The sequence below is a fragment of the Nonomuraea sp. NPDC049714 genome (assembly GCF_044465295.1).
Taxonomy (GTDB): Bacteria; Actinomycetota; Actinomycetes; order Streptosporangiales; family Streptosporangiaceae; genus Nonomuraea.
Genome location: NZ_JBITLM010000018.1, coordinates 77,189 through 101,090 on the forward strand (window position 1 = coordinate 77,189; position 23,902 = coordinate 101,090).

The following is a 23,902-nucleotide window of genomic DNA, read 5'->3' on the forward strand; positions in this document are numbered from 1 at the left end:
ACTCACCCGTGCGGGCGCGGAGAACCCGCGCCCGCCAGGCCCGCTAGTCGGTGCCGGACTCCATCGCGGCCAGGTCGAGCAGCGCCTCGTCCTCGGGGACCTCGCCACGGGAGGCGATCGCCTCGGCTCCGCCCTCGGGCATCTCGCCGATCAGCTCGGTCGGGGCCGGCTGCGCGGCGCCGATCAACGCCGGGTGCGCGCTGCCGACCAGCCCGAGCCTCGCGTACTGCTCAAGCCTGGAGCGGGAGTCGGCGATGTCCAGGTTGCGCATGGTCAGCTGGCCGATGCGGTCCACCGGGCCGAAGGCGGAGTCCTCGGTGCGCTCCATGGACAGCTTGTCCGGGTGGTAGCTGAACGCCGTGCCGGAGGTGTCCAGGATGGAGTAGTCCTCGCCACGCCGCAGCCGCAGCGTCACCTCGCCGGTGACCGCCGTCCCGACCCAGCGCTGCAGCGCCTCGCGGACCATCAGCGCCTGCGGGTCCAGCCAGCGGCCTTCGTACAGCAGCCTGCCCAGCCGCCGCCCGTCGTTGTGGTAGCTGGCGAGCGTGTCCTCGTTGTGGATCGCGTTGACCAGCCGCTCGTAGGCGGCGTGCAGCAGCGCCATGCCGGGCGCCTCGTAGATGCCCCGGCTCTTGGCCTCGATGATCCGGTTCTCGATCTGGTCGGACATGCCCATGCCGTGCCGGCCGCCGATGGCGTTGGCCTCCAGCACCAGGTCGACGTCGGAGGCGAACTCCTTGCCGTTGATGGTCACCGGCCGGCCCTGCTCGAAGCCGACGGTGACGTCCTCGGCGGCGATCTCGACGTCGGGATCCCAGAACCGCACGCCCATGATGGGGTTGACGATCTCGATGCCCGCGTCGAGGTGCTCCAGCGCCTTGGCCTCGTGGGTCGCGCCCCAGATGTTCGCGTCGGTGGAGTAGGCCTTCTCGGTGCTGTCGCGGTAGGGCAGGTCGCGGTCGAGCAGCCACTCCGACATCTCCCTGCGGCCGCCGAGCTCGCTGACGAAGTCGGCGTCCAGCCACGGCTTGTAGATCCGCAGCGAGGGGTTGGCGAGCAGGCCGTAACGGTAGAACCGCTCGATGTCGTTGCCCTTGAAGGTGGAGCCGTCTCCCCAGATCTGCACGCCGTCCTCGAGCATGGCGCGCACCAGCAGGGTGCCTGTGACGGCCCGGCCGAGCGGGGTGGTGTTGAAGTAGGTGCGGCCGCCGGAGCGGATGTGGAAGGCCCCGCAGGCCAACGCCGCGAGCCCCTCCTCCACCAGAGCCGCCCGGCAGTCGACCAGCCGGGCGACTTCCGCGCCGTAGGCCGTGGCCCGGCCGGGGACGGAGGCGATGTCGGGCTCGTCGTACTGGCCGATGTCAGCGGTGTAGGTGCACGGGACCGCGCCCTTCTCGCGCATCCACGCGACCGCTACGGAGGTGTCGAGGCCGCCGGAGAAGGCGATCCCGACACGCTCGCCGACTGGCAGAGAGGTGAGTACCTTGGACACGAGCAGAAGTATATACACAGGACTGCATGACCATGCAAGAGCGTCTTGACGAGTGGTTTCGCGGCGCGTCCGGCGGATGATCGAAGAGAATTCCGCGGCGTAACGGCGGATGATCGGCCGGCGGCCGTCACCGGGGCCGATCGTGCCGGTGTGCGGCGAGGCGGGACGGGCTCGGCCAGCGCACCGCGTAGGCCCAGCCCGCCCGCTCGAACCAGCGGATCAGCCGGGCGCTGGCGTCGAACTGGCCCTTGAGCACGCCGTGACGGGCGCAGGTCGGCTCCACGTGGTGCCAGTTGTGCCAGCCCTCGCCGAGCGTCAGCATCGCCACCCACCACACGTTCGAGGAGCGGTCCCGGGTGCGGAACGGGCGGTCGCCGAAGGTGTGCGCGATGGAGTTGACCGACCAGGTGACGTGGTGGACCACGGCGTAACGGACCAGGCCGCCCCAGAAGAGCGCGCCCCACATGCCCGCCCACGACATCGACCACAGCCCGCCGACCGCGGCGGGCAGCGCGAACGACGCGAACACGACCGCCGGATAGGCCGCGTCGAACCGCCGGACGTCCGGATCGGCCAGCAGATCCGGCACCCAGTGCTGGGCGTTGGAGCGGCGGCGGGCGGTGTAGAACCAGCCGACGTGGGCGTGCAGCATGCCGCGCAGCAACGCCAGGCCGCTGTCGCCGTAGCGCCACGGCGAGTGCGGGTCGCCCTCACGGTCGGCGTACTTGTGGTGCCTGCGGTGCTCGGCGGCCCACAGCATGACCGGCCCCTCGACGGCCATCCCGCCGGCCAGCATGAGCGCGATCCGCAGCCCCCGGCGGCACTTGAAGGCCCGATGGGTGAAGAGCCGGTGGTAGCCGATGGCGATCCCGAAGATGCTGACCAGGTACATCACCAGCGCGATGACCAGGTCGCGCGGCCCGACGCCCCACCCCCAGGCGGCGGGCACCGCGAGGGCCAGCAGCAGCACGGGCAGCACGACCAGGACGACCAGGTAGACGGCGCGGCGGCCGGTGGTGACCGCCACCGTCTCCACCAGGCCCGAGCCCGGCCGGGGCGTGGATGACGAGGTCACACTGCCTCCTCAGGAGCCAGACGATGGGGCACCTATTCAATGGCCGGATCCCCGCCATGCGGCTATGACCTGGCGGTGACGACTTCGTCACTCACTGGAAGCAAAACAATGCGCTCCGTAGCCATGAAGAAATACCTGACACGTCCCTAGATTGTGGTTGCACAGCGTGATCATCGCTGTTCGCTCCGAAATCAGGCGGAAGGGGTGCCACGGCATGGGTGCTGTCGGCCAAGCGACCACGGGTGGCCATCTGGAGAGATACGAGGAGGCGCTCGCCCGTGATCCTCTGGCCGCGTTCGGCCTGGTCCGGGAGTGGATGCGCACCGAGTGGCGGGCCCTGTTCGCCGAGCTCCGGGAGCGACGGCCCGTCTTCGTCACCCCCGCCTTCACGGTCGTGACCCGCTACGCCGACGTCACCGAGGTGCTCTCCCGTGAGGAGGTCTTCTCCGTGCGCGCCTTCGGGCCGCGTCTGGACGCCGCGCTGGGCGGCCCGTTCATGCTGGGCAGGGACGCCACGGCGATGAACTGGCGGGAGAAGGGCCTGATGCAGGTCATGCTCGACCCGCGTGACGTGGCCGACGTGCGCGAGCTGGCCGGGAGCCTCGCCGACGAGCTGCTGGACATCGCCTGGCCCGACGGGCGCGTGGAGACGGTCCACGAGCTGTTCCGGCCCGTCGCCCTGGGCGTGTGCGCACGTTACTTCGGCTTTCCCGGCCCCGACCAGCAGACGCTGTCGCGCTGGACGCGGGCCGTCGTCACCGACGGCTTCGCCAACTTCCTGGGAGACCCGGACATCCAGGCCGCGTCGGTCCGCGCGGGCACGGAGATGATCGGCTACCTGCGCGACCGGCTCGCCGAATACCGGGCGGGGCGCGACCGGCCCGACGACGTCTTCGCCCGGCTGGCCCGCTCCGACCTGCCCGACGACCGCATCGTGATCAACATGGCCGGCCTGCCCCTGGGCTTCGTGGAGAGCGCGCCCGGCGCCATGGTCGAGGCGGTCGAGCAGCTTCTGCTCCGCCCCGAGACGCTGGCCCAGGCCACCGCCTCCGCCGGCGACCCGGAGCGCTTCGACCGCTATGTCTGGGAGGCGCTGCGGTTCAACCCGTTCTTCAAGCTGCTCCCCCGGCTCTGCGAGCGCGACCACGTCCTGGCCGCCGGCACCGCGCGCAGCACGGTGATCCCGGCGGGCACGTTCGTGCTGGCGTCACCGGCGTCGGCCATGTTCGACGCGGACGTGGTGCCGGAGCCCGAGGAGTTCCGGCTCGACCGGCCGGGCCACCATCAGCTGTTCTTCGGCTACGGCCATCACGCCTGTCTCGGCGTCCATCCGGCCAGGGTGGTGGTCGCCGAGACCGTACGCCGTCTGCTGCTGCGTCCCGGGGTGCGCCTGCTGCCGCCGCCCGAGGGGCGGATCGAGCGCACCCAGGGGATCTTCCCCGACCGGTTCGTCCTCGGGCTCGGCGTCGAAAGGCGGGAGAGCTGACGATGGCGGCGAGCAGAGCGCGCGGCATCGCCACGGACGGGCTCGTCAACCGGCTCAGGTTCCTGGCCCTGATCAACGGCCGGCCGTTCTGGGACCTCGTGCAGACGATCGAGCCGGTCCGGCGCCGGGTCAACGCCTCGCTGATCGACCACGCGGTCCGCGAGATGCCGCCACGGCCGGAGCCGCTGAGCACGATGGCCGCCTACACCTCGTGGGCCTCGCTGACCGACCGCACCTACAGCGGCAGGCACCTGCCCCCCGTCACGGCCCCCGAGGGGAGCCGGCCCACCCCTGAGCGCGCCGCCGACCTGTTCACCCGTGGCGAGACGATCCTCTGCCCGCGCTCCACGGTGCTGTTCGCCTACTTCGCCCAGTGGTTCACCGACGGGTTCCTGCGCGGCGACACCAACATCCCGCGCGACCCGCGTAAGAACAGCTCCAACCACCACATCGACCTCAACCAGCTGTACGGCCTCGACGGGGCGGCGACGGCGGCGCTGCGCGCGTTCGACGGCGGGCTGCTGAAGAGCCAGCTCATCAACGGCGGGGAGTTCCCGCCCTACCTGTGCGAGAACGGCAAGATCAAGCCGGAGTTCGACCCGCTGAGCGTCATCCGCTTCGACGAGCTCACCGACGCGCAGCGCGACACGCTCTTCGCCACCGGGAGCGACCGGGGCAACATCCAGCTCGGCTTCACCATGCTCACGGTGCTGTTCCTGCGCGAGCACAACCGGGTCGCCCGGCTGCTCGCCCGGCACTATCCGCGCTGGGACGACGAGCGGCTGTTCCAGACGACGCGCAACATCCTCATCGTGCTGCTGATCAAGCTGGTGGTCGAGGAGTACATCAATCACATCACCCCCTACCATTTCCGGTTCACCCTGGACCGGCGGCTGTCGGCGATGCTGGCCGGCGCGCCCTGGCACCGGCAGAACTGGGCCTCGGTGGAGTTCAACCTCGTCTACCGCTGGCACAGCCTGATCCCGTCGCACCTGTCGGTGGGCGGGAGCGACCTGCCGATGGCGCGGACCCTGCTCGGCGGCTCGCTCATCCCCGGCCCCGGGCTCGGCAGGCTCTTCGAGGACGCCTCGCTCCAGCGGGCCGGCCGCCTCTGCCTGTTCAACACCGATCCCCTGCTGCGGGAGGTCGACGTGGCCAGCATCGCCGACTCCCGCACGCTCGGCCTGGCCCCGTACAACAGCTACCGCGAGCACTGCCGCTTCCCCAGGGTGCGCACGTTCGCGCAGATCTCCGGCGACGAGCGGGTCACCGGCGCGCTGCGCGAGCTCTACCACGGCGTCGACGACCTCGACCTGTACGTCGGGCTGTTCGCCGAGGAGCCCGGATCCCCCGGCGCGATCCTGCCACCGCTGCTCACCAAGATCATCGCCATCGACGCCTTCTCCCAGGCGCTCACCAACCCCCTGCTGGCGCCACGGGTGTTCAACGCCGCCACCTTCTCCCCGTACGGCATGCGGATCATCACGACCACCCGCACGCTCTCGGACGTGCTGCACCGCAACACGCCGGAGGACCCGAGCCCCCGCTACGTCAGCATGTCCCGGCGGTCGCGGCCATGAGCGCGAAGGGCGATCCCGCCGCCGGGGCGTTGCGTGCGGCGGCACGTGAGCTGGTCGACGTCGCGGTCACGGTTCAGGAGGCGGCGGCGCACGCGACGGCCGCGCTCACCGACGGCGCGCTGCTGCGCGCCCTGCCGCGCACCCCGGCCGCGGGCCATCCGGCCTACCGCGCGCTGCTGCGGGCGACCACCAACGACCAGGGGCTCGGGTACGCGTTCACCGGCGGCCGGCTGGCCACCGTCGCGGCCAAGGCCGGCGCCGTGGCCGGGGCGGAGAGCCTGGCGGTGCGCGTGCTGGCCACCTCGCTGCGGCTGCGCATCGCCGCCGTCGCCGTCGACCATCCCGAGCTGGCCGACGATCGCATGCTGGCCCGGCTCATCGACGCGGCCGCCGCCGACCGTGACCTGGAGGCCGTCCGCGCGCTGCGCGCCCTGCTCAAGGACCGTGGCGCGGTGCACGCGCTCAGCCAGCTCGCCCCGGTCTTCGGCGAGGTGCTGGCCCTGCGCGCGCTGCTGGACGAGAACCCGCTCAACGACGCCGCCGCCTGGCTCATCGCCACCGGGAAGGGCTACGCCACCGCCGACCCCCTCACCGGCCTGAGCAACAGGGCCGTGGCCGTCCTCGACACGGGCGAGGGCGCCGCGCGCCGGACCGAGCTGACCGGCGCCGAAGCCGCGCGGCTGAGCCGGCGGGGGTCGCTGCTCGGCTTCCTGCGCAACATCAGCACGGTCGGCACCACGGGCCGGATCCTCATCCAGAGCGTCGAGGGTCCTGACGGAGTGGTCCGCCACGTCCTCCAGGCGCCGGGCATGCGGGCCGGACGGCCCAGCAGCGACTCGCCCCAGGACCTGCTCGGCGCGTTCAGCAGCGCCGTGCTGGACAGCAGCCCCTTCAGCCGGGCGCTGGCCGGGGCCGTCGCCGACTACGGGCTGCCGGACGGCGCCGAGCTCGCGCTCGTGGGACACAGCGCGGGCGGCGCGGCGATCATGAACCTGGCGCAGGACGCCGAGTTCTGCGCCCGCTACACGGTCACCCACGCCATCGCCATCGGCTCGCCCGTCGACTTCAAGCGGCCCGCCGACCCGCGCACCTTCGTCGCCAGCGTCACCAACCAGCACGACATCATCCCCACCCTCGACGGGCAGGGCGCGGGCGGCTGCTTCGACCTGCATCCCGACTGGTACGTCGTCGACTACTTCGACGCCACCCACCTGTTCCCGCTCTGCCACAGCGTCGAGCACTACCTGGCCAACCTCACCGACGACCTGCCCGACGCCCGCGCGCACCTCGACCAGCGGCTCGCGTCCTTCGCCGGGCCGGTCGTGCGCTCACAGGCCTACCAGCTGTTCGACCGCGTCCCCGACCTGTCGGGTTTCCCCTTCCTGACCGTGCCGACCTACTCGGTGGACGGCCCGGCTGGAGCGGTCGAGCTGCCGATCAGGTGCCGGGACGGCAGCGCGCTCACGGCGTACTTCACCGTGGATCCGGCGGCGGCGGGCCGGCTGCTGGAGGGCACCGGCACGGGCTCCGCGCTGCGGGTCGGGGGCCGCGCCCTGGTCGCCGTGCACGCCGCCTGGAACCGGCGCACCAGCGCGGGCGGCTACCGCGAGCTGCACCTCGGCGTCGTCGTGCCGGGGCCGGTCGGCGGCAGGCTCCGGCGGTCCTTCCTGACCTGGCCCGACCTGCTGCGCGGCGCGGGCCGGCGGCGCTCGGGCAGCCATCTGGTCGGCTCGGTGGTCGACACGGCCGCCGCCCTCGCGGTCGCGCCCCGGCTGTGGGGCGGCGAGCCGCACCAGACGCCGCTGGAGTTCAGGCTGACCAGGCGGTGCGCGCGCGTCACCGTCGGGTCTCCCGGCGACCACGTGTTCACCCTGCGAGGGCGGCTCGGTCCCTGGCTGCCCGTGCCGGACCGCGACCTGGTCGGCTACGCAGGCGGCGCCGACGCCACGCTGCGCTCGTCCGTACGGACGCGTGGGCCGGCCCGGTTGCACCCCATGCCGCTGCTGCGGCTTACCGTCGACCCGGAGTCCGCGCACCCGCTGGCCGACCGGCTGCGCGAGCTGGGGCTCGACGGCGCCCGGCCCCTGCTGTGCCTGGCGTCCACCCGTCGTCAGGCGCTCCGCGACGCCGCCGTCCCGGTGTCCGCCCACTGCCCGGAGGCGTGATGTCAGCCGACCTCGCGGCGATCGCCGCCCACGCCGAAGCCCTCCGCGCGGACGCCGACGCCCTCACCGCCTGCGCCGACCGCCTCCGGGAGATCGAAGCCGGCCTGGCGGCCAGCGGCATCGCCCCGTCCTGGCTACGCGCATCGGTGAGCGCCCACCGCGCCGCCTGCACCGCCGCCGCCGACGACCTGAGCGCGGCGGCGGCCCGCCTGCACCACTACAGCAACGCCCCTCGCCCCGCCGCACAGCCCTGAGGGGCTGAACGGCGGGGAGCTTGAGCAATGAGGGGCTGGACGGCGGGGAGCTTGAGCAATGAGGGGCTGGACGGCGGACCGCCCAGCCTTACCGCCGCACGGGTTTCCCCCTATTCAGTTTGCTTGGTGTACGGCGCGGGCGGCGCTCAGGCCGGATTCCAGGGCGCCCTCTATCCAGGCGTGCCACAGTGAGCAGTGCTCGCCGGCGAAGTGCACCCGGCCCTCCGGGGCGATGATCGCGTCGTGCAGGTTGCTCTGCTGGTGTGGCTCGAACAGGGCGAAGGCCCCGGCCGCATAGGGGTCGTTGTACCAGGCGTGGGTGACGCCGATCTCGAAGTGGTCGTGGATCTCGGGGTGGATCTTGGCGACGTCCTCCAGCGCCTGCTCGATCCGCTTCTGCGCGGACATCGCCCCCCACCGCAGCGCGTCCTGCCCCCAGGTGTAGCTGGCCAGCAGGATCGAGCGCTCGTCTCCGGCGGCGGGGTGCGAGGGGTAGCAGATGCGCCGGATCGGCAGGTCGGTGACCGTGGTGCCGCCGACGATGCCGTCGGTCTGCTCCCAGAACGCCCGCCGTACCTGCAGGAGGATCTTGGTGGAGGCGTTGTAGTTGAGCTCGCGGATGGCACGCTGCTTGCGCCGGGAGAAGGCGGGCCTGGTCTCGACGTCGCGCAGCACCGAGAACGGGATGGTGCAGATGGCGTAGTCGCCGGTGATCGTCGTCCGGCCGGAGCCCGTCCTGACGTGCAGGCTGACCGTGTGGTCGCCCTGTTCGATGGCCGTGACCTCGTGACCGAACCGGATGTGCCGCCTGAGCTCGTGGTAGAAGGCGGTGGGCAGCAGGTCGGAGCCGCCCTCGATTTCCTGCATGTCCTCGAAGGCCCGCCCGATGATCTCGCGGAACTGCTCGATGACGGCGGCGTTGAGGTTGGACTCCCGGAAGCTCATGACGCCGTAGAGCTCGATGGCCCCTTCGGAGAACCCTCGCTCACGCAGGAAGCTGCGGATGGAGTAGCGGTCGTATTCGGCGCAGATGCGGTCGAGCGCGTTCTCGCCTTCCTGGGCGTACAGGTCGTGGATCTCCTGGGTGGCGGCGCGCCACAGGTCTTCGTAGGAGCGGCCGCGCTCGTGCTCGGCCAGCTCGAAGTCGATGATCTGCGGGTCGGCGTTGAGAGTGCCGATCGTGGTCCTGACGCCCTGGATGTACGCCAGCGTCCTGGGGTTGCCCATGACGAAGGGGCGCAGCTTCAGCCCGAACCGCGCGCAGTAGGCGAGGGTGAGGTCGTGCACGCGGGGGATGCGCATGGCGCCCGCCTCGGCGTACAGGCCGGGGGCGAAGTCGCGCAGGGTGAGCACCCGCCCGCCGACCCGCTGCTGGGCCTCCAGGACGACGGGGTCGTGGCCCTGGCGCATCAGCTCGTAGGCGGCGACCAGGCCGGCCATCCCGGCTCCGATGATCAGCACGCGCTTGCGCGGGCGTCCGCCGGGGCCGAGGCCGCGCTCGGCCGTCGCGATCAGGTCGGCCGGCACCCGGAGGTCGCGGTGGGGCCGGGGCACCCCGGTGGCGGGTGCGGCCGGCATCGCCTGGTTCTCGTCCAGAGGGTCACGCTCCTCGTATAGCGATAACGGAAAGCGTTCCTAGTATCACTTTAAGTTAAAGCGTTGGCGAGGAGAAGGTCACAACGATCAGATGAACGGCGGCAGCGCGCGGGAGATGGCGCGGGCGCTGGTGAGCACCAGCGGGGCGAGCGCGTGGGGTGAGGCGCTGCCGTGGTGCACGACGAGGGACACGGCGGCGACCACCTCGCCCTGGGCGTTCTGGATGGGCGCGGCGACCGAGAGGGCGTCCGTGGTGACCTGCCGGTCGCTGATCGCGTAACCGCGGGCGCGGGTGTCGGCGAGCGTGGCGCGCAGCTGGTGGGGCGTGGTCAGCGTGCGGTCCGTGTAGCGCTTGATGGGCCGGGCCAGGACCTGCTCCAGCACGTCGGCGGGGGCGTAGGCGAGCAGGACGAGCCCGACGCCGGTGGCGGTGAGCGCGAAGCGGCCGCCGACGCGGGTGAGCACCGGCACGGCCTTGCTGCCGGCGATGCGCTCGACGAAGACGACCTCGGGCCCTTCCCGTACGGCCATCTGCACGTTCTCGCGGGTCACCTGGGACAGGTCCTCCAGGAAGGGCAGGGCGCATTCGCGCAGGCCCTGGCCGCGCGGGGCGAGCGAGCCGATCTCCCACAGGCGCAGGCCGATGTGGTAGCAGCCGGAGACGTCACGTTCGAGCGCGCCCCAGGCGACCAGCTCCGAGGCCAGCCGGTGCGCGGTGGAGACGGGCAGGTGGGAGTGGCGGGACAGCTCGCTGAGGGTGAGCGAGCGCCGGTCGGGCGTGAACGCGCCGAGGAGCTGCAGCGCGCGTGCGACGACCGGGCCGGTGCGTTCGGCCGGGTGCCGGGGCGCGGGCACCTGCATGGGCGGCTCCTGGGGCGGGGTCAGAGGTCGAGGACCAGCTTGGGGCAGGCGGCTCGGGAGACGCAGATGAGCATGGTGTCGCCCACCGCCTGCTCCTCGGGGGTGAGGAGGGAGTCCCGATGGTCCACGGTACCTGCGAGTACGCCCGTCTCGCAGGTGCCGCAGGTCCCTTCGCGGCAGGAGGTGAGGACCTGGACGCCCGCCTCTTCCAGGACTTCGAGGATCGACCGGTCGGGTGGCACGGTGCAGGTGAGCCCGGTGCCGGCGAGCTCGACCTCGAAGGACCCCGTCAGCAGGGGGTCGCCCGCGTCCTTGGGGGTGAACCGCTCGACGTGCAGGGTGCCGGGGGGCCGTCCGGCGCAGTGTTTCTCGACGGCGTCCAGCAGCGGGGCGGGTCCGCAACAGTAGACGAGGGTGTCCGGTGTCCCCTCCGCCAGGAGACTCTCCAGGTCGAGCAGGCCGTGTTCGTCCTGGGGGCGCAGGTCGACCCGGTCGCCGTGGGCGGCGCGCAGCTCGCGGGTGAAGGCCATCGACGCCGCCGTGCGGCCTCCGTACAGCAGCCGCCATTCGGCGCCGGCGGCGTCGGCGGCGGCGATCATCGGCAGGATGGGGGTGATCCCGATGCCGCCCGCGATGAACAGATAGCGGGGCGCCGGCTGGAGGGGGAAGTGGTTGCGCGGCCCGCGGACCGTGACCGTCGTCCCCGGGATGAGCTCGTGCACGAGCGCCGAGCCGCCCCGGCCGCCGGGCTCGCGCAGGACGGCGATCCGCCAGGCCGTGCGCTCGGCCGGATCGCCGCACAGCGAGTACTGGCGGACCACGTCGCCGGGCAGCACCAGGTCGATGTGCGCGCCGGGCGTCCAGGCGGGCAGCGCGCCGCCGGCCGGGTCGCGGAGGACGAGGACCAGGACGCCCTCGGCCGCCCACTCGCGGGAGTGCACGACGAGTTCGAGGCTCATCGCCGGGCTCCCGTGCCCGACAGCTCCGCCGCGCCGTCCAGGGCAGGGGCGTCATGCCCGACGGGGTGGCCGAGCAGCCAGTCCCACACCTCGACGGGGCCTTCGGCGATGTACGCCGCGCCGCAGTGGCAGGTGCCGCGCAGCAGGTCGCTGCCCGGCAGCCACACCACGCGCAGCACGCCGGGGCCGGTGAGCATGCGGGTGGGTTCGACGTTCATCACGCCGTCCGGGCCGGGGCCGTGCTCGGCTCGACCAGCTTGGCCAGCATCCGCCGGGCGGCCAGCCCGCCGGTGTCGATGTTGATCGACAGCTCCTGGTAGCCCGCGGGCTCGCTCGCGATCACCTGCTCCAGCACGTCGAGCGCGGCGACGTCCTGCAGCACGACCGTACGGTTCTGCTCGGCGAGGAAGTCCGAGACGCCCTGGTCGTCGAGGGCGAAGTCCCGGGCGACGGCCCAGAAGTCGTGCGTGCTGTGCTCGGTCTCGGGGGTGATGGCGTAGACGACCTCGACGTGGAAGGCGTCCGGGTCGCTGCCGTCCGGGCGGGGCAGCACGCCGAGCGGCGCGATCCGCGAGTGCAGCTTGTACAGGCACGGCGGGGTGTACTCGATGTCCTGCCAGCGCATGATGCGGCCGGTCAGGCCGGTGGACTTGGCGTAGAAGGGCGGGCATTCGGCGTCGTCCATGTGCCTGCTGACGTAGACGATGCCGGCCTCGTCGTCGACCTCGGTGGTCGTCGGGGTGGCGGCCACCTCCGGGGTGCCGATGTAGCCGCCGTGCAGGTACGTCTCGTGCGACAGGTCGAGCAGGTTGTCCACCAGCAGCCCGAAGCGCGCCTTGAGCGGCTCCATGCCGGACACGGTGGTGTAGTCGGGCGCGGCCAGCCAGGGCGCCCTCGGCACGGCGGCGGCGTCGGCCTTGGCGGGGTCGCCGATCCACACCCAGACGAACGAGTCCTGCTCCACGACCGGGTAGCTCTTCAGCCGGGCGGTGCGCGGCACCCGGGTCTGGCCGGGGACGGCGACGCAACGGCCGTCGGCGCCGTAGGTGAAGCCGTGGTAGCCGCACACCACCTGGTCGTCGACCAGCCGGCTCGGCGCCTCGGACAGCGGGAAGCGGCGGTGCACGCAACGGTCCGACATGGCGGTGACCTGCCCCGCGGTCGTGCGCCAGAAAAGGATCGACTCGCCGCAGATGGTGCGGCTGAACAGCTCCTGGCCGATCTCGCGCCCGTACGCCGCGACGTACCACTGGTCGGTGGGAATAGACGACACAGGCGACTCCTTCGTACTCGTGACAGCCCCGGTGGGGAAGCCCTGCCACCTCGATGGTGACCTCGGTCACCCGCCCGGCGGAACATCGCTTCCCGCATGCCGGAAAGCGAAAGCTGTCAGCAGGCCGGACGCACCCCTTTGGGCGACGAACATGATCGATCGTGCCGACCAGATCATCGACGCGCTGCGCAGCGGCCACGACCGGCTGCGACCGTGGTGCGCGGCCTGTCAGCCGGCGACCTGACCCGGCGGTCCGGAGCGTCGGGCTGGGACGTGTCGCAGGTGCTCAGCCACCCTCGGCAGCGGCGCGGAGATCTCGCTGGCCGCCCTGGAGGCCGCGCTGGACGGCGGCGCCACCCCGGGCGGGGACTTCAGCTCCTTCGGGCTCGGCGTGGCCGACGCGGTCGCGGTCACCGACGAGCCCGACCGGCCCGACGCCGTGCTCAGCGCCCCGGCCGAGTGGTGGGTGCGGCTCGCCGCCGGACGCCACTCCCCCGAGCACACGCCGGCCACGGTCACGCTCACGGGCGGCAAGCTCACCCTGGACGACCTGCGCGGAGTCTTTCCCGGCTACTGAGAACGACTTGACCTGGAGTGCGCTCCAGCGGGGAGGCTGTCCTCATGCACAACGCCATGACAACACGCGCCATCGGAAGCCGCCAGGTGTCCGTCATCGGGCTCGGCGCCATGCCCATGTCCGTGGCCGGGCACATGCCCGATGCGGACCAGTCGATCCGCACCCTCCTCGCGGCCCTGGACGCGGGTGTGACCCTGATAGACACAGCTGACGCCTACACGCCCTCGCATGACGACGTCGGCCACAACGAACGCCTGGTCGCCCAGGCCCTGGCCCAGTGGGACGGCGACGCCGCCACCGTGCTCGTCGCCACCAAGGGCGGGCACACCCGCACGCCCGGCGGCGGCTGGGACGTCGACGGCAGCCCGTCCTACCTCAAGCAGGCCTGTGACCGGTCGCTGAAGGCCCTCGGCGTGGAGAGCATCGGCCTCTACCAGCACCACCGCCCCGACCCGAAGGTGCCCTACGAGGAGACCATGGGCGCGCTCAAGGACCTGCACGACGCCGGCAAGATCGAGATGGCGGGCATCTCGAACGCCGACCCGGCGCAGATCCGGCTCGCCCACGACATCCTCGGCGACCGGCTGGTGAGCGTGCAGAACGAGTACTCTCCCCGGTTCCGGTCCAGTGAGCCGGAGATCGACGTCTGCGCCGAGCTGGGCCTGGCCTTCCTGCCCTGGTCCCCGCTCGGCGGCATCACCCGTGGCGGGGAGCTGCTGGAGCGGGCGGCCTTCACCGAGATCGCCGCCGATCGCGGAGTGTCCCCGCAGCAGGTCTGCCTCGCCTGGGAGCTCGCCCGCAGCCCTGTGGTCATCCCCATCCCCGGCGCCAGCCGCCCGGAGACCATCCTCGACTCCATCGGCGCCGCGACCCTGCGGCTCACCGAGGAGGAGCTCGCCCGCCTCGGCTGAGCGGTGATCAGCCGAGCGCTTCCTGGCCTCGGGGCTTCCCGGCCAGGAAGCGCTCCGGTCACGTGGTGGCCCAGTGCACGTGGCCGTCGGGGCGGATCAGGAGCGCGCGGATCTCGCGCCACCGCTCGTCCGCGTCGTCGGCGAGGGCTCCCTTGTGTACGGTCGCGCCCAGGTCGCGGGCGTGGCCGGCGACCGCGCGGGGCATGCTGCCGGGGCCCGCGCCTAGGTCGAGCAGGACGTGGCGGGCCTCGTACAGGAGCTCGTAGACCGTGCCGCCGTCGCGCAGCGGCAGGTCGGGGACGCGGGCGCCGGTGAGCGGATGGGCGGCCGGGCCGGCCGGCGGGTAGGCGACGTTCAGCGCGGCCAGTCGGGCGGCGAGGTCCAGGGAGAGGGCCGGGTGCGCGGCGATCAGCTTGCCGAGCAGGGCGCGCAGCGCCTGGCCCTCGGGGGTGAACGCCGTCATCAGCGCCGTCTGCGCCTGGCTGCTCTCCAGCAGGTCCGCGCCCACGGGGTGGCGTTCGGCGTGGTAGTCGTCGAGCAGGCTCTCCGGGGCGCGGCCCGAGACCACGGCGGCGAGCCGCCAGCCGAGGTTCATCGCGTCCTGGACGCCCACGTTGAGGCCGACGCCGCCGGCCGGGAAGTGCATGTGGGCGGCGTCGCCCGCGAGCACGACCCGGCCCGCGCGGTACGTCGCCGCCTGCCGGGAGGCGTTGCCGAACCTGGACAGCCAGAGTGGGTCCCGCATGCCCAGGTCGCGCCCGATCACCCGGACGACGTCGGCGCGCAGTTCGTCCAGGGTGAGCTCGGCGGCGCCGTCGACCGGGCCGGGCAGGAGACCGACGATACGGTGGTGGCCGCCGGGCATCCCGACGACCATCACACCGCCATCGGCGGTGTGGGCGGACAGCGGCCCTTGCGGCGGATCGTCCAGGGTCACGTCCCCGAGGAAGCCGTACACGGTGGCGTCGGTGCCGGGGAAGCCGATGCCCGCGGCCTGGCGTACGGTGCTGCCGGCCCCGTCGCAGCCGGCGACGTAGCGGGCACGGACCTCGTAGGGGCCGTCGGGGCCGGTCACGGTCAGCTCGACGCCCTCGCCGTCCTGCGCCAGCGCGGTCACGGTGTGCCCGCGCCGCACCCGCGCGCCCAGCTCGGCCGCGCGCCGCTCCAGCAGCTCCTCGGTGCGCCGCTGCGGGAAGAACAGCGTGTACGGATGCCGCGTCGGCAAGGGGCGGAAGTCCAGTCGCGACTCCAGCAGCCCGAAGTGCCCGCTCGGCAGCATGACGCCCTCGTCCAGGAAGTCCCGCGCCATGCCGCGCATGGCCAGCACCTCGATCATGCGCGGGTGCAGGGTCAGCGCCTTGGAGTGCGGGCTGGGCGCCTCGGCGCGTTCGAGCACGAGCACGGGCACGCCCGCCCGGCGCAGCTCGGCCGCCAGCCACAGGCCCGCCGGACCGGCTCCGACGACGATCACATCTTCCATCGCGACCTCCACATTCTTGGTCAGTGACCAACAGTGTGTCCCAGATACTCTTGGTCGGCAACCAAGAGGAGGTTTCCGGTGGCGAACGCGCGACGCCAGGGCGAGATCGTCACGACGGCGCTCGACCTGCTCGGGGAGAAGGGCGCGGACGGGGTGAGCCTGCGCGCGGTGGCCGAGCGGATGGGCGTGCGGCTGAACACCGTGTCCTGGCACGTCAAGACCAAGGGGCGGCTGCTGGAGCTGATGGCCGACGCGATCCTCGCCCGGGTGTCGCTGGAGGACCTGCCGCCCGGCCCGGCCGACCGGTTCCGCGAGCTGCTGCGCCGCTACCGGCAAGCGTTGCTGGGTTTCCGCGACGGCGCGCGGGTGGTGGCGGGGACGTACGCGGCGGAGCCGAACACGCTGCGCACAGGGGAGGCGATCGTGAGCGCGCTGCTGGAGTGCGGGCTCGACGAGCGGGAGGCGGCGTGGACGGCCTGGACCGCGGTCTACTTCACGCTCGGCCTGACGCAGGAGGAGCAGGGCGCGCCGGCCTCGGTCGGCGAGGTTCTGGACGCGGCGGTGACGCCTGCGGCCCATCCGGCGCTGTCCAGGGCGCTCGGCCATCTGGCCGGGGGGACGTTCGAGGAGCGCTTCGACTTCGGGCTGGACCTGATCACGCGGCGGTCGGGCTAGGCCGAGCCCGCGCTGTGCGGCGGACGGCCCGGCGGGGGCGCGACGGAGATGATGAGGACGGTGGCGGGCTCCTCGCGGGACCACAGCGAGTGCCGGGCCGCCGCGTCGAAGTGCAGCGCGTCCCCGGCGACCAGGGACACCTCCTCCTCGCCGATCCGGGCGACGATCCGGCCGCGCACGACGTACACCCACTCCTCGCCCGCGTGCACGGCGACGCGCTCGGGGCGGTCGGCGGTCAGCTCCAGCCGGACCGCCTCCAGCGCGGAGCGGGGGCCGAGGCCGGTCATCATCGCGTAGGGCCCGTCGGGGCCCTCGTGCACGGGCGCGGCGGCGCCGCGCACGACGTGGTGCTCGCGCGGGCGCTCGTCGCCGACCAGCTCGCCCAGCGACACGCCGTACGCGCGGGCGAGCTGGATCAGTGAGCCGATGGACGGCTGGCGCTCGCCCTTCTCCATCCGGGACAGGTGGGCGGCGGAGATGCCGGTCCAGTCGGCGAGCGTGGCCAGCGTCACCCCGCGCTCGCGGCGCAGCTCGCGCAGCCGGGCCGCGACCCGCTTCTCGGGGTCGTCCTGGTCCGCCGGCGCACGAGTGGTCACGGGGCGATCCTAGTGGATGATCGTTGCCTCTGAGGCAAACAGATTCGCCTCAGAGGTTGACGGGATGGTGGTCCGGGTCACATCCTGGGCACACGTCGAAGGGAACGACCATGACGATCTCCACCCCGCCTCCTGAGCTGGATCTCGACGAGGCCCCCACGTACGCATCGGCTCCCGTCGAGGAGCAGCGGCTGCACCGCAAGCGCCAGCTCGCCGCCGCCTTCAGGATCTTCGCCAGATACGGCTACGACGAGGGCGTCGCCGGGCACATCACCGCCCGCGACCCGGAGCTGACCGACCACTTCTGGGTGAACCCGTACTCCGTGCACTTCTCCAAGATCAAGGTGAGCGATCTGCTGCTCGTCGACGCTCAGGGCCGGATCGCGCACGGTGCCCGGCGCACGAACAAGGCGGCGTTCTGGATCCACTCCTCCGTCCACGACGCCCGCCCCGACGTGGTGGCCGTCGCGCACGCCCACACGATCCACGGCCGGGCCTGGGCGGCGCTGGACCGGCCGCTGGACCCGATCGTGCAGGAGGCGTGCGCGTTCTGGCGTGACCACGTGCTCTTCGACGAGTACCGGGGGCTGGTGCTGGAGCGCGACGAGGGCGAGCGGATCGCCGTCCGGCTCGGCTCCACGCGGGCGGCCATCCTGCGGCACCACGGCCTGCTGACCGTCGGCCGCAGCGTGGAGGAGGCCGCCTGGTGGTTCATCTCGATGAACCGCGCCTGCGAGATGCAGCTCCTGGCCGAGGCGGCGGGCACGCCGCGGATCATGACCGAGGAGGAGGCCGAGGTGGCGCACCGCCAGTTCGGCAGCGCCAACATGGCTCGCAACAACTTCCGGCTCCTGTCGTCGCTGATCTTCGAGGAGGAGCCCGATGTCCTCGACTGAGACGTACGTGCTCGTCCACGGCTCCTGGGCCGGCGGCTGGATCTGGTCACGCCTGACCCCGCTGCTCGAAGCGGCCGGCCATCAGGTGCACGCGCCCACGCTGCCCGGCCTCGGAGAGCGTGCCGGCGACCCGCGCGGCGCCGGGATCGGCCTGTCCGCGCACGTCGACGACCTGCTCGACCACCTGCGGCGCGAAAACCTGGAGCGGGTGACGCTGGTCGGCCACAGCTACGGCGGCATGGTGATCACCGGAGTGGCGGGGCGCGCTCCCGAGCGCGTGGCCCGGCTGGTCTACCTCGACGCCTTCGTGCCCGAGCCCGGCCAGTCCTGCTTCGACCTGATGCCCTGGCTGGCCGGGGTCTTCACCGAGCCGGCCGGGGGCGGTGACCTCGCCCAGCCGCTCGACCCCGCCGGGCTGGGCGTGGACGACCCCGACGACGCCGCGTGGCTGCGCGCCCGCAGCACCCCGATGCCGCTGCGCACCCATCAGGAGCCGCTGCCCGGCCCGGGGCGTCCCGGCGGCGTGCCCGCCCTGTTCGTCCGCTGCCTGCGCTTCGAGGCGTTCGCCGAGACCGCCGGCAGGTTCCGCGCCCTCGGCCTGCCCGTCGCCGAGCTGGACTCCCACCACTTCGCCCAGCTGAGCAGCCCTGCCGAGCTGGCGGACCTGCTGCTCGCCCGATCGGAGGCCCCGGCATGACCGCGCTGGACCGGGTCGACCCGCCCGCGCTCTGCCCGCCGGTGCAGGGCCTCTACGCCCACGTGGTGATCGCCCCCGCCGGGCGCACCGCGTACCTCTCCGGGCAGATCGCGCTGGACGCCGCCGGCGAGCTGGTCGGTCCTGGCGACCACGCCGCGCAGGCCCTGCAGGCGTTCCTGAACGTCAAGCTGGCTCTGGAGGGCGTCGGCGCCACCCCCGCCGACCTCGTCCGCCACGACATCTACGTCGTCGGCCACACCCCGGAGCTGGTGCCGGTCATCTTCGGCGCCGCCCAGCGGGCTTACGGCGATCCCTGGCCGCGGACCTCCAGCACCCTGCTCGGCGTGCAGACGCTCGGCCTGCCGGGCTGGCTCATCGAGGTGGAGGCGACCGCCCTGCTGCCGTGACCGTTTCTCCTCCGGCCACACCGGGTAGCCGGAGGAGGAGCAGCCGGTTCGCCCCTCAAGCCGGCCCCGCCGGGCATGGGGAGAGGGTGTGGGCGAGGTCCACGGGTGGTGCGAGCCGCGCTTCGGCGAGGTCCGCGACGCCTTCGCGCGCAACTTCGCCGACGGCCGGGAGCTCGGCGCGTCGGTGGCCGTCTACCAGGCGGGACGACCGGTCGTGGACCTGTGGGGAGGGCTGGCGGGCGGCAGCGGCGCCTGGCGGCGCGACACCATCGCCCTCCTGGCCTCGGCCACCAAGGGGCTGGTCGCCGCCGCGGCGATGGTGCTGGTCGACCGCGGCCTGCTCGACCTCGACACCCCGGTCGCGGAGTACTGGCCGGAGTTCGCCGCCGAGGGGAAGGCGGAGATCCCGCTGCGCTGGGTGCTCGGACACCGGTCCGGCGTGGTGGCCGTCGACCCGCCGCTCACCCTGGCCGACATCCAGCGACGCACCCCGGTGCGGGACGCCCTGGCCGCCGCCCGGCCGGCCTGGCAGCCGGGGCGGGGACACGGATATCACTGCCTGACCATGGGCTGGCTGGTCTGCGAAGTGGTCCGGCGCGTCACGGGCCGGACCGTCGGGGAGTTCTTCGCCGAGGAGATCGCCCGCCCGCTCGGGCTCGACCTGCACATCAGCCTGCCACCCGGCAAGGACGGGCGGCTGGCGGGGCTCGTGCCGCCCACCGAACGCCAGCTCCTGCGAGGGCGCGGCCACCCGCAGCTGGAGGCGCTCAACCGGGCCATCGGCGACCCCGCCTCCCTGTTCCACCGCTCGACCTTCGGCAGCGTGGCGTTGACGGCGGAGCTGCTGACCAGTGCCGGAGCCTGCCAGGTGGAGATCCCTTCCTGCGGCGGGGCCGGGAACGCGGCCGGTCTTGCCCACCTTTACGCCGCGCTCGCCGGCGAGGTCGGCGGCGTCCGGCTGCTCCGCCCGGAGACCACGGCCGCCGCCGGCACGGTCGAAGCGGGCGGGACGGATCTCGTGCTCGGCTGTGACACCTACTACGGCACCGGGTTCATGCTGCCGGGCGGCCCGATGTGGCCCGGCGCGGACTCCCCCGCCGCCTTCGGCCACGCCGGCGTCACCGGGGCCTTCGCCTTCGCCGATCCCGGCAGCGGCCTCGCCTTCGCGTACGTGCCCAACCGGATGGCGGAGCTGATCGAGGGGGGCGGCGACCGGGTCCGCCGCCTCGTCGAGGCCACCTACCGTGCTCATTCGTAGACGGTCGGCCCACCGGCTGCGAAACGCCACCCGATACGCTCCTGAAAGTCCGATTTGGGAGGCCAGGAGCGTGTCGGGGGTTGTCGCGGCGTTCGGTGCTGTCGTGTCCGTGGTCGTTCTCGGCTACCTCATCGGGGTGGCGGGAGTGCTGCGGACCGCCGACGAACTGGTGCTCTCACGGCTGGCGTTCTACGTCGCGGCTCCCGCGCTGATGTTCGCCACCGTGTCGAGGGCCGACCTGGGCGTGCTGTTCTCCCCCGTGCTGGTGACCCAGGTGGTCGCGGTGGCCTGTGCCCAGCTGGTGTTCGTCCTGGTGGCCAGGCTGGTCTGGCGGCGAGCCCTGCGGGAGACCACGATCGGCGCCCTCGCCTCCTCCTACGTCAACGCCGGCAACCTCGGCCTGCCCCTGTCGCTGTACGTGCTCGGCGACGCCGCCCTGATCGCCCCGATCCTGCTGTTCCAGCTGGTGCTGGTGACGCCGATCGGCCTGCTGATCCTGGACAAGGGCTCCCGGTCGGTGCGGACGGCGCTGACGAGCGCGCTGCGCAACCCGCTCTCCCTCGGCACCCTGCTCGGGCTCGCGTTCGCGCTCGGCGGGGTGAGCCTGCCGGTGGCGATCATGCGGCCGATCGACCTGCTCGGCGGCGCGGCCGTACCCGTCGCGCTGCTGGCGTACGGCCTCAGCCTGTACGGCTCCCGCCGGTCGCCCGCACCGCCCGAGGGGACCGGCGCAAGCCGGGAGATCGCCCTCGTGGTGCTGCTCAAAGCCGTCGTCCAGCCGGTGATCGCGTACGTGACCGCCCGCTTCGTCCTGGGCCTCGACGGGACGGTGCTGCTGGCCGCCACCCTCTTCGCCGCCCTGCCCACCGCGCAGAACGTCTACGTGTACGCGGTCACCTACGACACCGGCAGGCGGCTGGCCCGCAGCAGCGTCCTGCTGACCACGCTGCTGTCCATCCCGATCATGACGGCCGTCGGCGCCGTCCTGAGCTGAGCCTTCGGGCGATGGGCTCGGGTCAGATGAGGACCTGAGCCAGTCCCAGGCCGATCATGGCGGCGGTGAGCCCGGCGGCGATGCTGCTGACGACGTTGACGGCGGCGAGGAAGCGGGGGCCTTCCTGGGTCAGGCGCAGGGTCTCGTAGCTGAAGGTGGAGTAGGTGGTGAGCGCCCCGCACAGGCCCGTGCCCAGCAGGGCGGTCAGGGCGGGGTCGGCGGGCAGGCCGATCAGGAACCCCAGCAGCAGCGACCCGGCCGCGTTCACCGCCAGCGTCCCCCACGGGAACGCCGAGTCGTGACGGGAGCGGATGAGCCGGTCGGTCAGATAGCGCAGCGGCGCGCCGACCGCGGCGCCCAGAGCGACGAGCAGCAGGGTCATTCGCCCTCCTGCTCCGCGGCCCGCAGCACCGCGCTCGCCCGGACGACGGCGACGGCCCTGCCGGTGAGGGCCGCTCCCGCCCACACCGCCAGCATCGCGGCGAGCAGCGTGGTGGCCAGGTAGACCAGCGCGGTCCCGGCCCGGCCGGCGGCCATCGCCAGGTGGATGTCGACGACATAGGTGGAGAAGGTGGTGTAACCGCCCAGCACGCCCACACCCAGGAACGGGCGCAGCAGCCGCCGCCCGCTCCACAGCTCACCGACCAGCACCATGAGCACGCCGATCAGCAGGCATCCCGACACGTTGACCAGGAAGGTCGGCCAGGCGAACGTGCCGGGTGGGAATGGCAGCGCCGTGGAGATCCCGTACCTGGCCAGAGAGCCGAGCACGCCACCGGCGGAGACGGCCGCGAGCACCGGCCAGGGGCTGGGCCGCGGCTCGGCCCGATCGGCCGGCGGTCGCGGGTCCGCCCCGGAATCCCGCATATGACCCCCTACCAGGATGAACTCCACACATCTGGCAGGGACCGTCGTCGGCGCACGACCGAGGTTCGCCCCGGCGAGCCGGGGAACGGCGGGCCCCACCGCCGCGCCCTCGTCCAGCACGAGAGCATCGTCTTTCACCCTACCGGCAGCATCCAGCCCTCCGACCGGCCGGTTCTCACAAGCGGCGATCAGTCCTGTGCGGGCCCTATACACTTAACCAAGCGCTTGCTACGCTCCGCCCATGACGTCCACGGTTGTCTGGGGCACCGGCAACATCGGCCGCGCGGCCATCCGGGCCGTCGACGCCCACCCGGCGCTGAAACTCGCCGCTGTGCTCGTCCACGACCCCCGCAAGCTCGGCCGCGACGCTGGCGAGCTCGGCGAGCTCGGCCGCGATCTGGGGATCGCGGCCACCGGCGACGTGGACGCGGTGCTGGCCACGCGCCCGCGCGCCGTCGTGTACGCCGCGTCCGGCGACATCCGCCCCGACGACGCGCTCGCCGACATCGTCAGGGCGATCCGGGCCGGCGCCGTGGTCGTCACCCCTTCCCTGTACGCGCTCTACGACCAGCGCAACGCCCCGCCGGAGACGCGGGAGGCGGTGCTGGCCGCCGTCGCGGACGGCGGCGGCTCGCTGTTCGTCTCCGGCGTCGACCCCGGCTGGGGCAACGACGTGCTGCCCCTGCTGATCAGCGGGCTCGGCACCACCGTGGACGCGATCCGCTGTCAGGAGATCTTCGACTACAGCACCTATGACCAGCAGAACTCCGTCCGCTACCTGGTCGGCATGGGCCAGCCGATGGACTACGAGCCGCCGATGATCGCGCCGACGGTGCCCACCATGGTGTGGGGCGGGCAGGTGCGGCTGATCGCCAGGGGGCTCGGCGTGGAGCTGGAGGAGCTGCGCGAGAGCGTGCACCGGCGCCCGCTCGACGCCACGGTGAGCACGCCGGCGATGGGCGAGTTCGAGGCGGGCACCCAGGGCGCGGTGCGGTTCGAGGTGCAGGGGATCGTCGCGGGCGAGCCCCGTATCGTCATCGAGCACGTCACTCGCATCCACCCCTCCTGCGCCCCCGACTGGCCGACGCCGCCGGACGGCGCGGGCGCGCACCGGGTGATCATCGAGGGCAACCCGCGCATCGAGGTCACCGTCGAGGCGGTCGACGAGGCCGGGAACCGATCCGCGGGCGGGAACGCGACCGCGGTCGCCCGGCTGGTGAGTGCCGTCGACTGGCTCGTGGACGCCGAACCGGGGCTCTACGACGCGCTCGACGTCCCCCTGCGTCCCGGCAGGCTCGGAAGGAGACCGGCGTGAACATCGACATCCCCGAGGGCAAGGACGCGATCGAGTACGTGTGGGGCGAGATGATCCCCGGCATCGGGATCGCCGCCTCGAAGTTCTCCCTGTCGGTGTACGCCCACACGACCCTCGGGCTGCGCGAGTTCGAGGCGGCGCGGCTGCGGATCGCGCAGATCAACGGGTGCGAGTTCTGCCTCGACTGGCGGACCGAGCGGGACGGGCGGAAGGTCGAGGAGGGGTTCGCCGACGCGGTGACGCACTGGCGCACCACCGACGCCTTCGACGAGCGCACCCGGCTGGCCGCCGAGTACGCCGAGCGGTACGCCCTCGACCACCACGGCCTCGACGACGAGTTCTGGACGCGGATGACCGCGCACTACACCCAGCGGGAGATCGTGGAGCTGAGCATGAGCCTCGGCTCCTGGCTGGCCTTCGGCCGGCTCAACCATGTACTGGGCCTCGACACGGTGTGCAGGCTGCCCAGCGGCGTCAATCGATAGCAC

At 72.7% G+C, this 23,902-nt stretch carries 25 protein-coding genes; 14 read left to right on the plus strand and 11 right to left on the minus strand.

Going from position 1 to position 23,902, the window contains the following annotated elements:
- Window positions 1–43: 43 nt before the first annotated feature.
- Together argG and ACIBQX_RS45525 are read right to left on the minus strand one after the other, a co-directional pair.
- Entirely contained in the window at window positions 44–1,492 is a 1,449-nt protein-coding gene (gene argG, locus ACIBQX_RS45520) for an argininosuccinate synthase (RefSeq protein ID WP_397016100.1), read from the minus strand.
- Window positions 1,493–1,619: 127 nt separating this feature from the next.
- Complete coding sequence (locus tag ACIBQX_RS45525; RefSeq protein ID WP_397016102.1) at window positions 1,620–2,567, minus strand: acyl-CoA desaturase; 948 nt, start codon at window positions 2,565–2,567, stop codon at window positions 1,620–1,622.
- Between the two features lie 214 nt (window positions 2,568–2,781).
- Here ACIBQX_RS45525 and ACIBQX_RS45530 point away from each other — a divergent pair, with 214 nt between their 5' ends.
- From ACIBQX_RS45530 to ACIBQX_RS45545, 4 genes are read left to right on the plus strand one after another with little or no spacing between them, the layout of a single operon-like run.
- The gene (locus ACIBQX_RS45530; protein ID WP_397016104.1) at window positions 2,782–4,053 is read left to right on the plus strand and encodes a cytochrome P450; all 1,272 of its coding nucleotides are present in this window, start codon (window positions 2,782–2,784) and stop codon (window positions 4,051–4,053) included.
- Between the two features lie 2 nt (window positions 4,054–4,055).
- Entirely contained in the window at window positions 4,056–5,633 is a 1,578-nt protein-coding gene (locus ACIBQX_RS45535) for a peroxidase family protein (protein ID WP_397016106.1), read from the plus strand.
- Window positions 5,630–7,798, plus strand: coding sequence for a hypothetical protein (locus tag ACIBQX_RS45540; protein ID WP_397016108.1), 2,169 nt, complete (start codon window positions 5,630–5,632; stop codon window positions 7,796–7,798). The genes ACIBQX_RS45535 and ACIBQX_RS45540 overlap by 4 nt, the downstream gene beginning before the upstream one ends.
- A complete protein-coding gene (locus ACIBQX_RS45545) occupies window positions 7,798–8,052 on the plus strand; it encodes a hypothetical protein (protein ID WP_397016110.1) in 255 nt (84 codons plus the stop codon). The genes ACIBQX_RS45540 and ACIBQX_RS45545 overlap by 1 nt, the downstream gene beginning before the upstream one ends.
- Before the next feature lie 114 nt (window positions 8,053–8,166).
- On the opposite strand, the gene ACIBQX_RS45550 is transcribed toward ACIBQX_RS45545, so the two are convergent.
- The 5 genes from ACIBQX_RS45550 to ACIBQX_RS45570 all read right to left on the minus strand — a co-directional run bounded on the left by ACIBQX_RS45550 (window position 8,167) and on the right by ACIBQX_RS45570 (window position 12,741).
- Complete coding sequence (locus tag ACIBQX_RS45550; RefSeq protein ID WP_397016112.1) at window positions 8,167–9,630, minus strand: flavin monoamine oxidase family protein; 1,464 nt, start codon at window positions 9,628–9,630, stop codon at window positions 8,167–8,169.
- A gap of 105 nt (window positions 9,631–9,735) precedes the next feature.
- A complete protein-coding gene (locus tag ACIBQX_RS45555; RefSeq protein ID WP_397016114.1) occupies window positions 9,736–10,509 on the minus strand; it encodes an IclR family transcriptional regulator in 774 nt (257 codons plus the stop codon).
- Window positions 10,510–10,529: 20 nt separating this feature from the next.
- The gene (locus tag ACIBQX_RS45560; RefSeq protein WP_397016116.1) at window positions 10,530–11,468 is read right to left on the minus strand and encodes a PDR/VanB family oxidoreductase; all 939 of its coding nucleotides are present in this window, start codon (window positions 11,466–11,468) and stop codon (window positions 10,530–10,532) included.
- On the minus strand, window positions 11,465–11,686 hold the full coding sequence (locus ACIBQX_RS45565; protein ID WP_397016118.1) for a hypothetical protein: 222 nt from the start codon (window positions 11,684–11,686) through the stop codon (window positions 11,465–11,467). Before ACIBQX_RS45565 ends, ACIBQX_RS45560 begins: the two co-directional genes overlap by 4 nt.
- Window positions 11,686–12,741: a Rieske 2Fe-2S domain-containing protein gene (locus ACIBQX_RS45570; RefSeq protein ID WP_397016119.1), complete on the minus strand. Its 1,056-nt coding sequence runs from the start codon at window positions 12,739–12,741 to the stop codon at window positions 11,686–11,688. Before ACIBQX_RS45570 ends, ACIBQX_RS45565 begins: the two co-directional genes overlap by 1 nt.
- Window positions 12,742–13,132: 391 nt before the next feature.
- Here ACIBQX_RS45570 and ACIBQX_RS45575 point away from each other — a divergent pair, with 391 nt between their 5' ends.
- Window positions 13,133–13,318, plus strand: a complete 186-nt coding sequence (locus ACIBQX_RS45575; RefSeq protein WP_397016121.1) for a hypothetical protein — start codon at window positions 13,133–13,135, stop codon at window positions 13,316–13,318.
- A 56-nt stretch (window positions 13,319–13,374) separates the two neighbouring features.
- On the plus strand, window positions 13,375–14,229 hold the full coding sequence (locus ACIBQX_RS45580; protein WP_397016123.1) for an aldo/keto reductase: 855 nt from the start codon (window positions 13,375–13,377) through the stop codon (window positions 14,227–14,229).
- Window positions 14,230–14,287: 58 nt separating this feature from the next.
- On the opposite strand, the gene ACIBQX_RS45585 is transcribed toward ACIBQX_RS45580, so the two are convergent.
- Window positions 14,288–15,709 carry an FAD-dependent monooxygenase gene (locus tag ACIBQX_RS45585; protein ID WP_397016125.1) on the minus strand — a complete coding sequence of 474 codons (1,422 nt, stop codon included), beginning with the start codon at window positions 15,707–15,709 and terminating at the stop codon, window positions 14,288–14,290.
- Between the two features lie 78 nt (window positions 15,710–15,787).
- Here ACIBQX_RS45585 and ACIBQX_RS45590 point away from each other — a divergent pair, with 78 nt between their 5' ends.
- Window positions 15,788–16,384 (plus strand): TetR/AcrR family transcriptional regulator C-terminal domain-containing protein, encoded by a 597-nt coding sequence (locus ACIBQX_RS45590; RefSeq protein ID WP_397016127.1) that lies wholly within the window; start codon window positions 15,788–15,790, stop codon window positions 16,382–16,384.
- Here the strand turns inward: ACIBQX_RS45590 and ACIBQX_RS45595 are convergent.
- Window positions 16,381–16,980: a helix-turn-helix domain-containing protein gene (locus tag ACIBQX_RS45595; RefSeq protein WP_397016129.1), complete on the minus strand. Its 600-nt coding sequence runs from the start codon at window positions 16,978–16,980 to the stop codon at window positions 16,381–16,383. The genes ACIBQX_RS45590 and ACIBQX_RS45595 overlap by 4 nt on opposite strands.
- A gap of 110 nt (window positions 16,981–17,090) precedes the next feature.
- Between ACIBQX_RS45595 and ACIBQX_RS45600 the strand changes: the two genes are divergently transcribed.
- From ACIBQX_RS45600 to ACIBQX_RS45620, 5 genes are all read left to right on the plus strand, one after another.
- A complete protein-coding gene (locus ACIBQX_RS45600; protein WP_397016131.1) occupies window positions 17,091–17,876 on the plus strand; it encodes a class II aldolase/adducin family protein in 786 nt (261 codons plus the stop codon).
- Entirely contained in the window at window positions 17,863–18,573 is a 711-nt protein-coding gene (locus ACIBQX_RS45605; protein WP_397016133.1) for an alpha/beta fold hydrolase, read from the plus strand. Before ACIBQX_RS45600 ends, ACIBQX_RS45605 begins: the two co-directional genes overlap by 14 nt.
- Window positions 18,570–18,980 carry a RidA family protein gene (locus ACIBQX_RS45610; RefSeq protein WP_397016135.1) on the plus strand — a complete coding sequence of 137 codons (411 nt, stop codon included), beginning with the start codon at window positions 18,570–18,572 and terminating at the stop codon, window positions 18,978–18,980. The genes ACIBQX_RS45605 and ACIBQX_RS45610 overlap by 4 nt, the downstream gene beginning before the upstream one ends.
- An 88-nt stretch (window positions 18,981–19,068) precedes the next feature.
- Window positions 19,069–20,238, plus strand: a complete 1,170-nt coding sequence (locus ACIBQX_RS45615) for a serine hydrolase domain-containing protein (RefSeq protein ID WP_397016137.1) — start codon at window positions 19,069–19,071, stop codon at window positions 20,236–20,238.
- 103 nt (window positions 20,239–20,341) lie between these two features.
- Complete coding sequence (locus tag ACIBQX_RS45620) at window positions 20,342–21,232, plus strand: AEC family transporter (RefSeq protein ID WP_397016139.1); 891 nt, start codon at window positions 20,342–20,344, stop codon at window positions 21,230–21,232.
- A 22-nt stretch (window positions 21,233–21,254) separates the two neighbouring features.
- On the opposite strand, the gene crcB is transcribed toward ACIBQX_RS45620, so the two are convergent.
- Together crcB and ACIBQX_RS45630 are read right to left on the minus strand one after the other, a co-directional pair.
- Window positions 21,255–21,614 carry a fluoride efflux transporter CrcB gene (gene crcB, locus ACIBQX_RS45625; protein ID WP_397016140.1) on the minus strand — a complete coding sequence of 120 codons (360 nt, stop codon included), beginning with the start codon at window positions 21,612–21,614 and terminating at the stop codon, window positions 21,255–21,257.
- Window positions 21,611–22,237 (minus strand): fluoride efflux transporter FluC, encoded by a 627-nt coding sequence (locus tag ACIBQX_RS45630; protein ID WP_397016142.1) that lies wholly within the window; start codon window positions 22,235–22,237, stop codon window positions 21,611–21,613. Before ACIBQX_RS45630 ends, crcB begins: the two co-directional genes overlap by 4 nt.
- A gap of 103 nt (window positions 22,238–22,340) precedes the next feature.
- Between ACIBQX_RS45630 and ACIBQX_RS45635 the strand changes: the two genes are divergently transcribed.
- Both ACIBQX_RS45635 and ACIBQX_RS45640 read left to right on the plus strand, forming a co-directional pair.
- Window positions 22,341–23,414, plus strand: a complete 1,074-nt coding sequence (locus ACIBQX_RS45635) for a dihydrodipicolinate reductase (RefSeq protein ID WP_397016144.1) — start codon at window positions 22,341–22,343, stop codon at window positions 23,412–23,414.
- A complete protein-coding gene (locus ACIBQX_RS45640; protein WP_397016146.1) occupies window positions 23,411–23,899 on the plus strand; it encodes a carboxymuconolactone decarboxylase family protein in 489 nt (162 codons plus the stop codon). Before ACIBQX_RS45635 ends, ACIBQX_RS45640 begins: the two co-directional genes overlap by 4 nt.
- Window positions 23,900–23,902: the final 3 nt, after the last annotated feature.

What these genes read in the sequence shown, in the direction of transcription:
- ACIBQX_RS45535 (WP_397016106.1), top strand. Translation starts at nt 4,056, where the DNA reads ATGGCGGCGAGCAGAGCGCGCGGCATCGCCACGGACGGGCTCGTCAAC.
- ACIBQX_RS45605 (WP_397016133.1), top strand. Translation starts at nt 17,863, where the DNA reads ATGTCCTCGACTGAGACGTACGTGCTCGTCCACGGCTCCTGGGCCGGC.
- ACIBQX_RS45600 (WP_397016131.1), top strand. Translation starts at nt 17,091, where the DNA reads ATGACGATCTCCACCCCGCCTCCTGAGCTGGATCTCGACGAGGCCCCC.
- ACIBQX_RS45550 (WP_397016112.1), bottom strand. Translation starts at nt 9,630, where the DNA reads ATGCCGGCCGCACCCGCCACCGGGGTGCCCCGGCCCCACCGCGACCTC.
- ACIBQX_RS45530 (WP_397016104.1), top strand. Translation starts at nt 2,782, where the DNA reads ATGGGTGCTGTCGGCCAAGCGACCACGGGTGGCCATCTGGAGAGATAC.
- ACIBQX_RS45565 (WP_397016118.1), bottom strand. Translation starts at nt 11,686, where the DNA reads ATGAACGTCGAACCCACCCGCATGCTCACCGGCCCCGGCGTGCTGCGC.
- ACIBQX_RS45610 (WP_397016135.1), top strand. Translation starts at nt 18,570, where the DNA reads ATGACCGCGCTGGACCGGGTCGACCCGCCCGCGCTCTGCCCGCCGGTG.
- crcB (WP_397016140.1), bottom strand. Translation starts at nt 21,614, where the DNA reads ATGACCCTGCTGCTCGTCGCTCTGGGCGCCGCGGTCGGCGCGCCGCTG.
- ACIBQX_RS45545 (WP_397016110.1), top strand. Translation starts at nt 7,798, where the DNA reads ATGTCAGCCGACCTCGCGGCGATCGCCGCCCACGCCGAAGCCCTCCGC.
- ACIBQX_RS45555 (WP_397016114.1), bottom strand. Translation starts at nt 10,509, where the DNA reads ATGCAGGTGCCCGCGCCCCGGCACCCGGCCGAACGCACCGGCCCGGTC.
- ACIBQX_RS45580 (WP_397016123.1), top strand. Translation starts at nt 13,375, where the DNA reads ATGACAACACGCGCCATCGGAAGCCGCCAGGTGTCCGTCATCGGGCTC.
- ACIBQX_RS45585 (WP_397016125.1), bottom strand. Translation starts at nt 15,709, where the DNA reads ATGGAAGATGTGATCGTCGTCGGAGCCGGTCCGGCGGGCCTGTGGCTG.
- ACIBQX_RS45560 (WP_397016116.1), bottom strand. Translation starts at nt 11,468, where the DNA reads ATGAGCCTCGAACTCGTCGTGCACTCCCGCGAGTGGGCGGCCGAGGGC.
- ACIBQX_RS45540 (WP_397016108.1), top strand. Translation starts at nt 5,630, where the DNA reads ATGAGCGCGAAGGGCGATCCCGCCGCCGGGGCGTTGCGTGCGGCGGCA.
- ACIBQX_RS45635 (WP_397016144.1), top strand. Translation starts at nt 22,341, where the DNA reads ATGACGTCCACGGTTGTCTGGGGCACCGGCAACATCGGCCGCGCGGCC.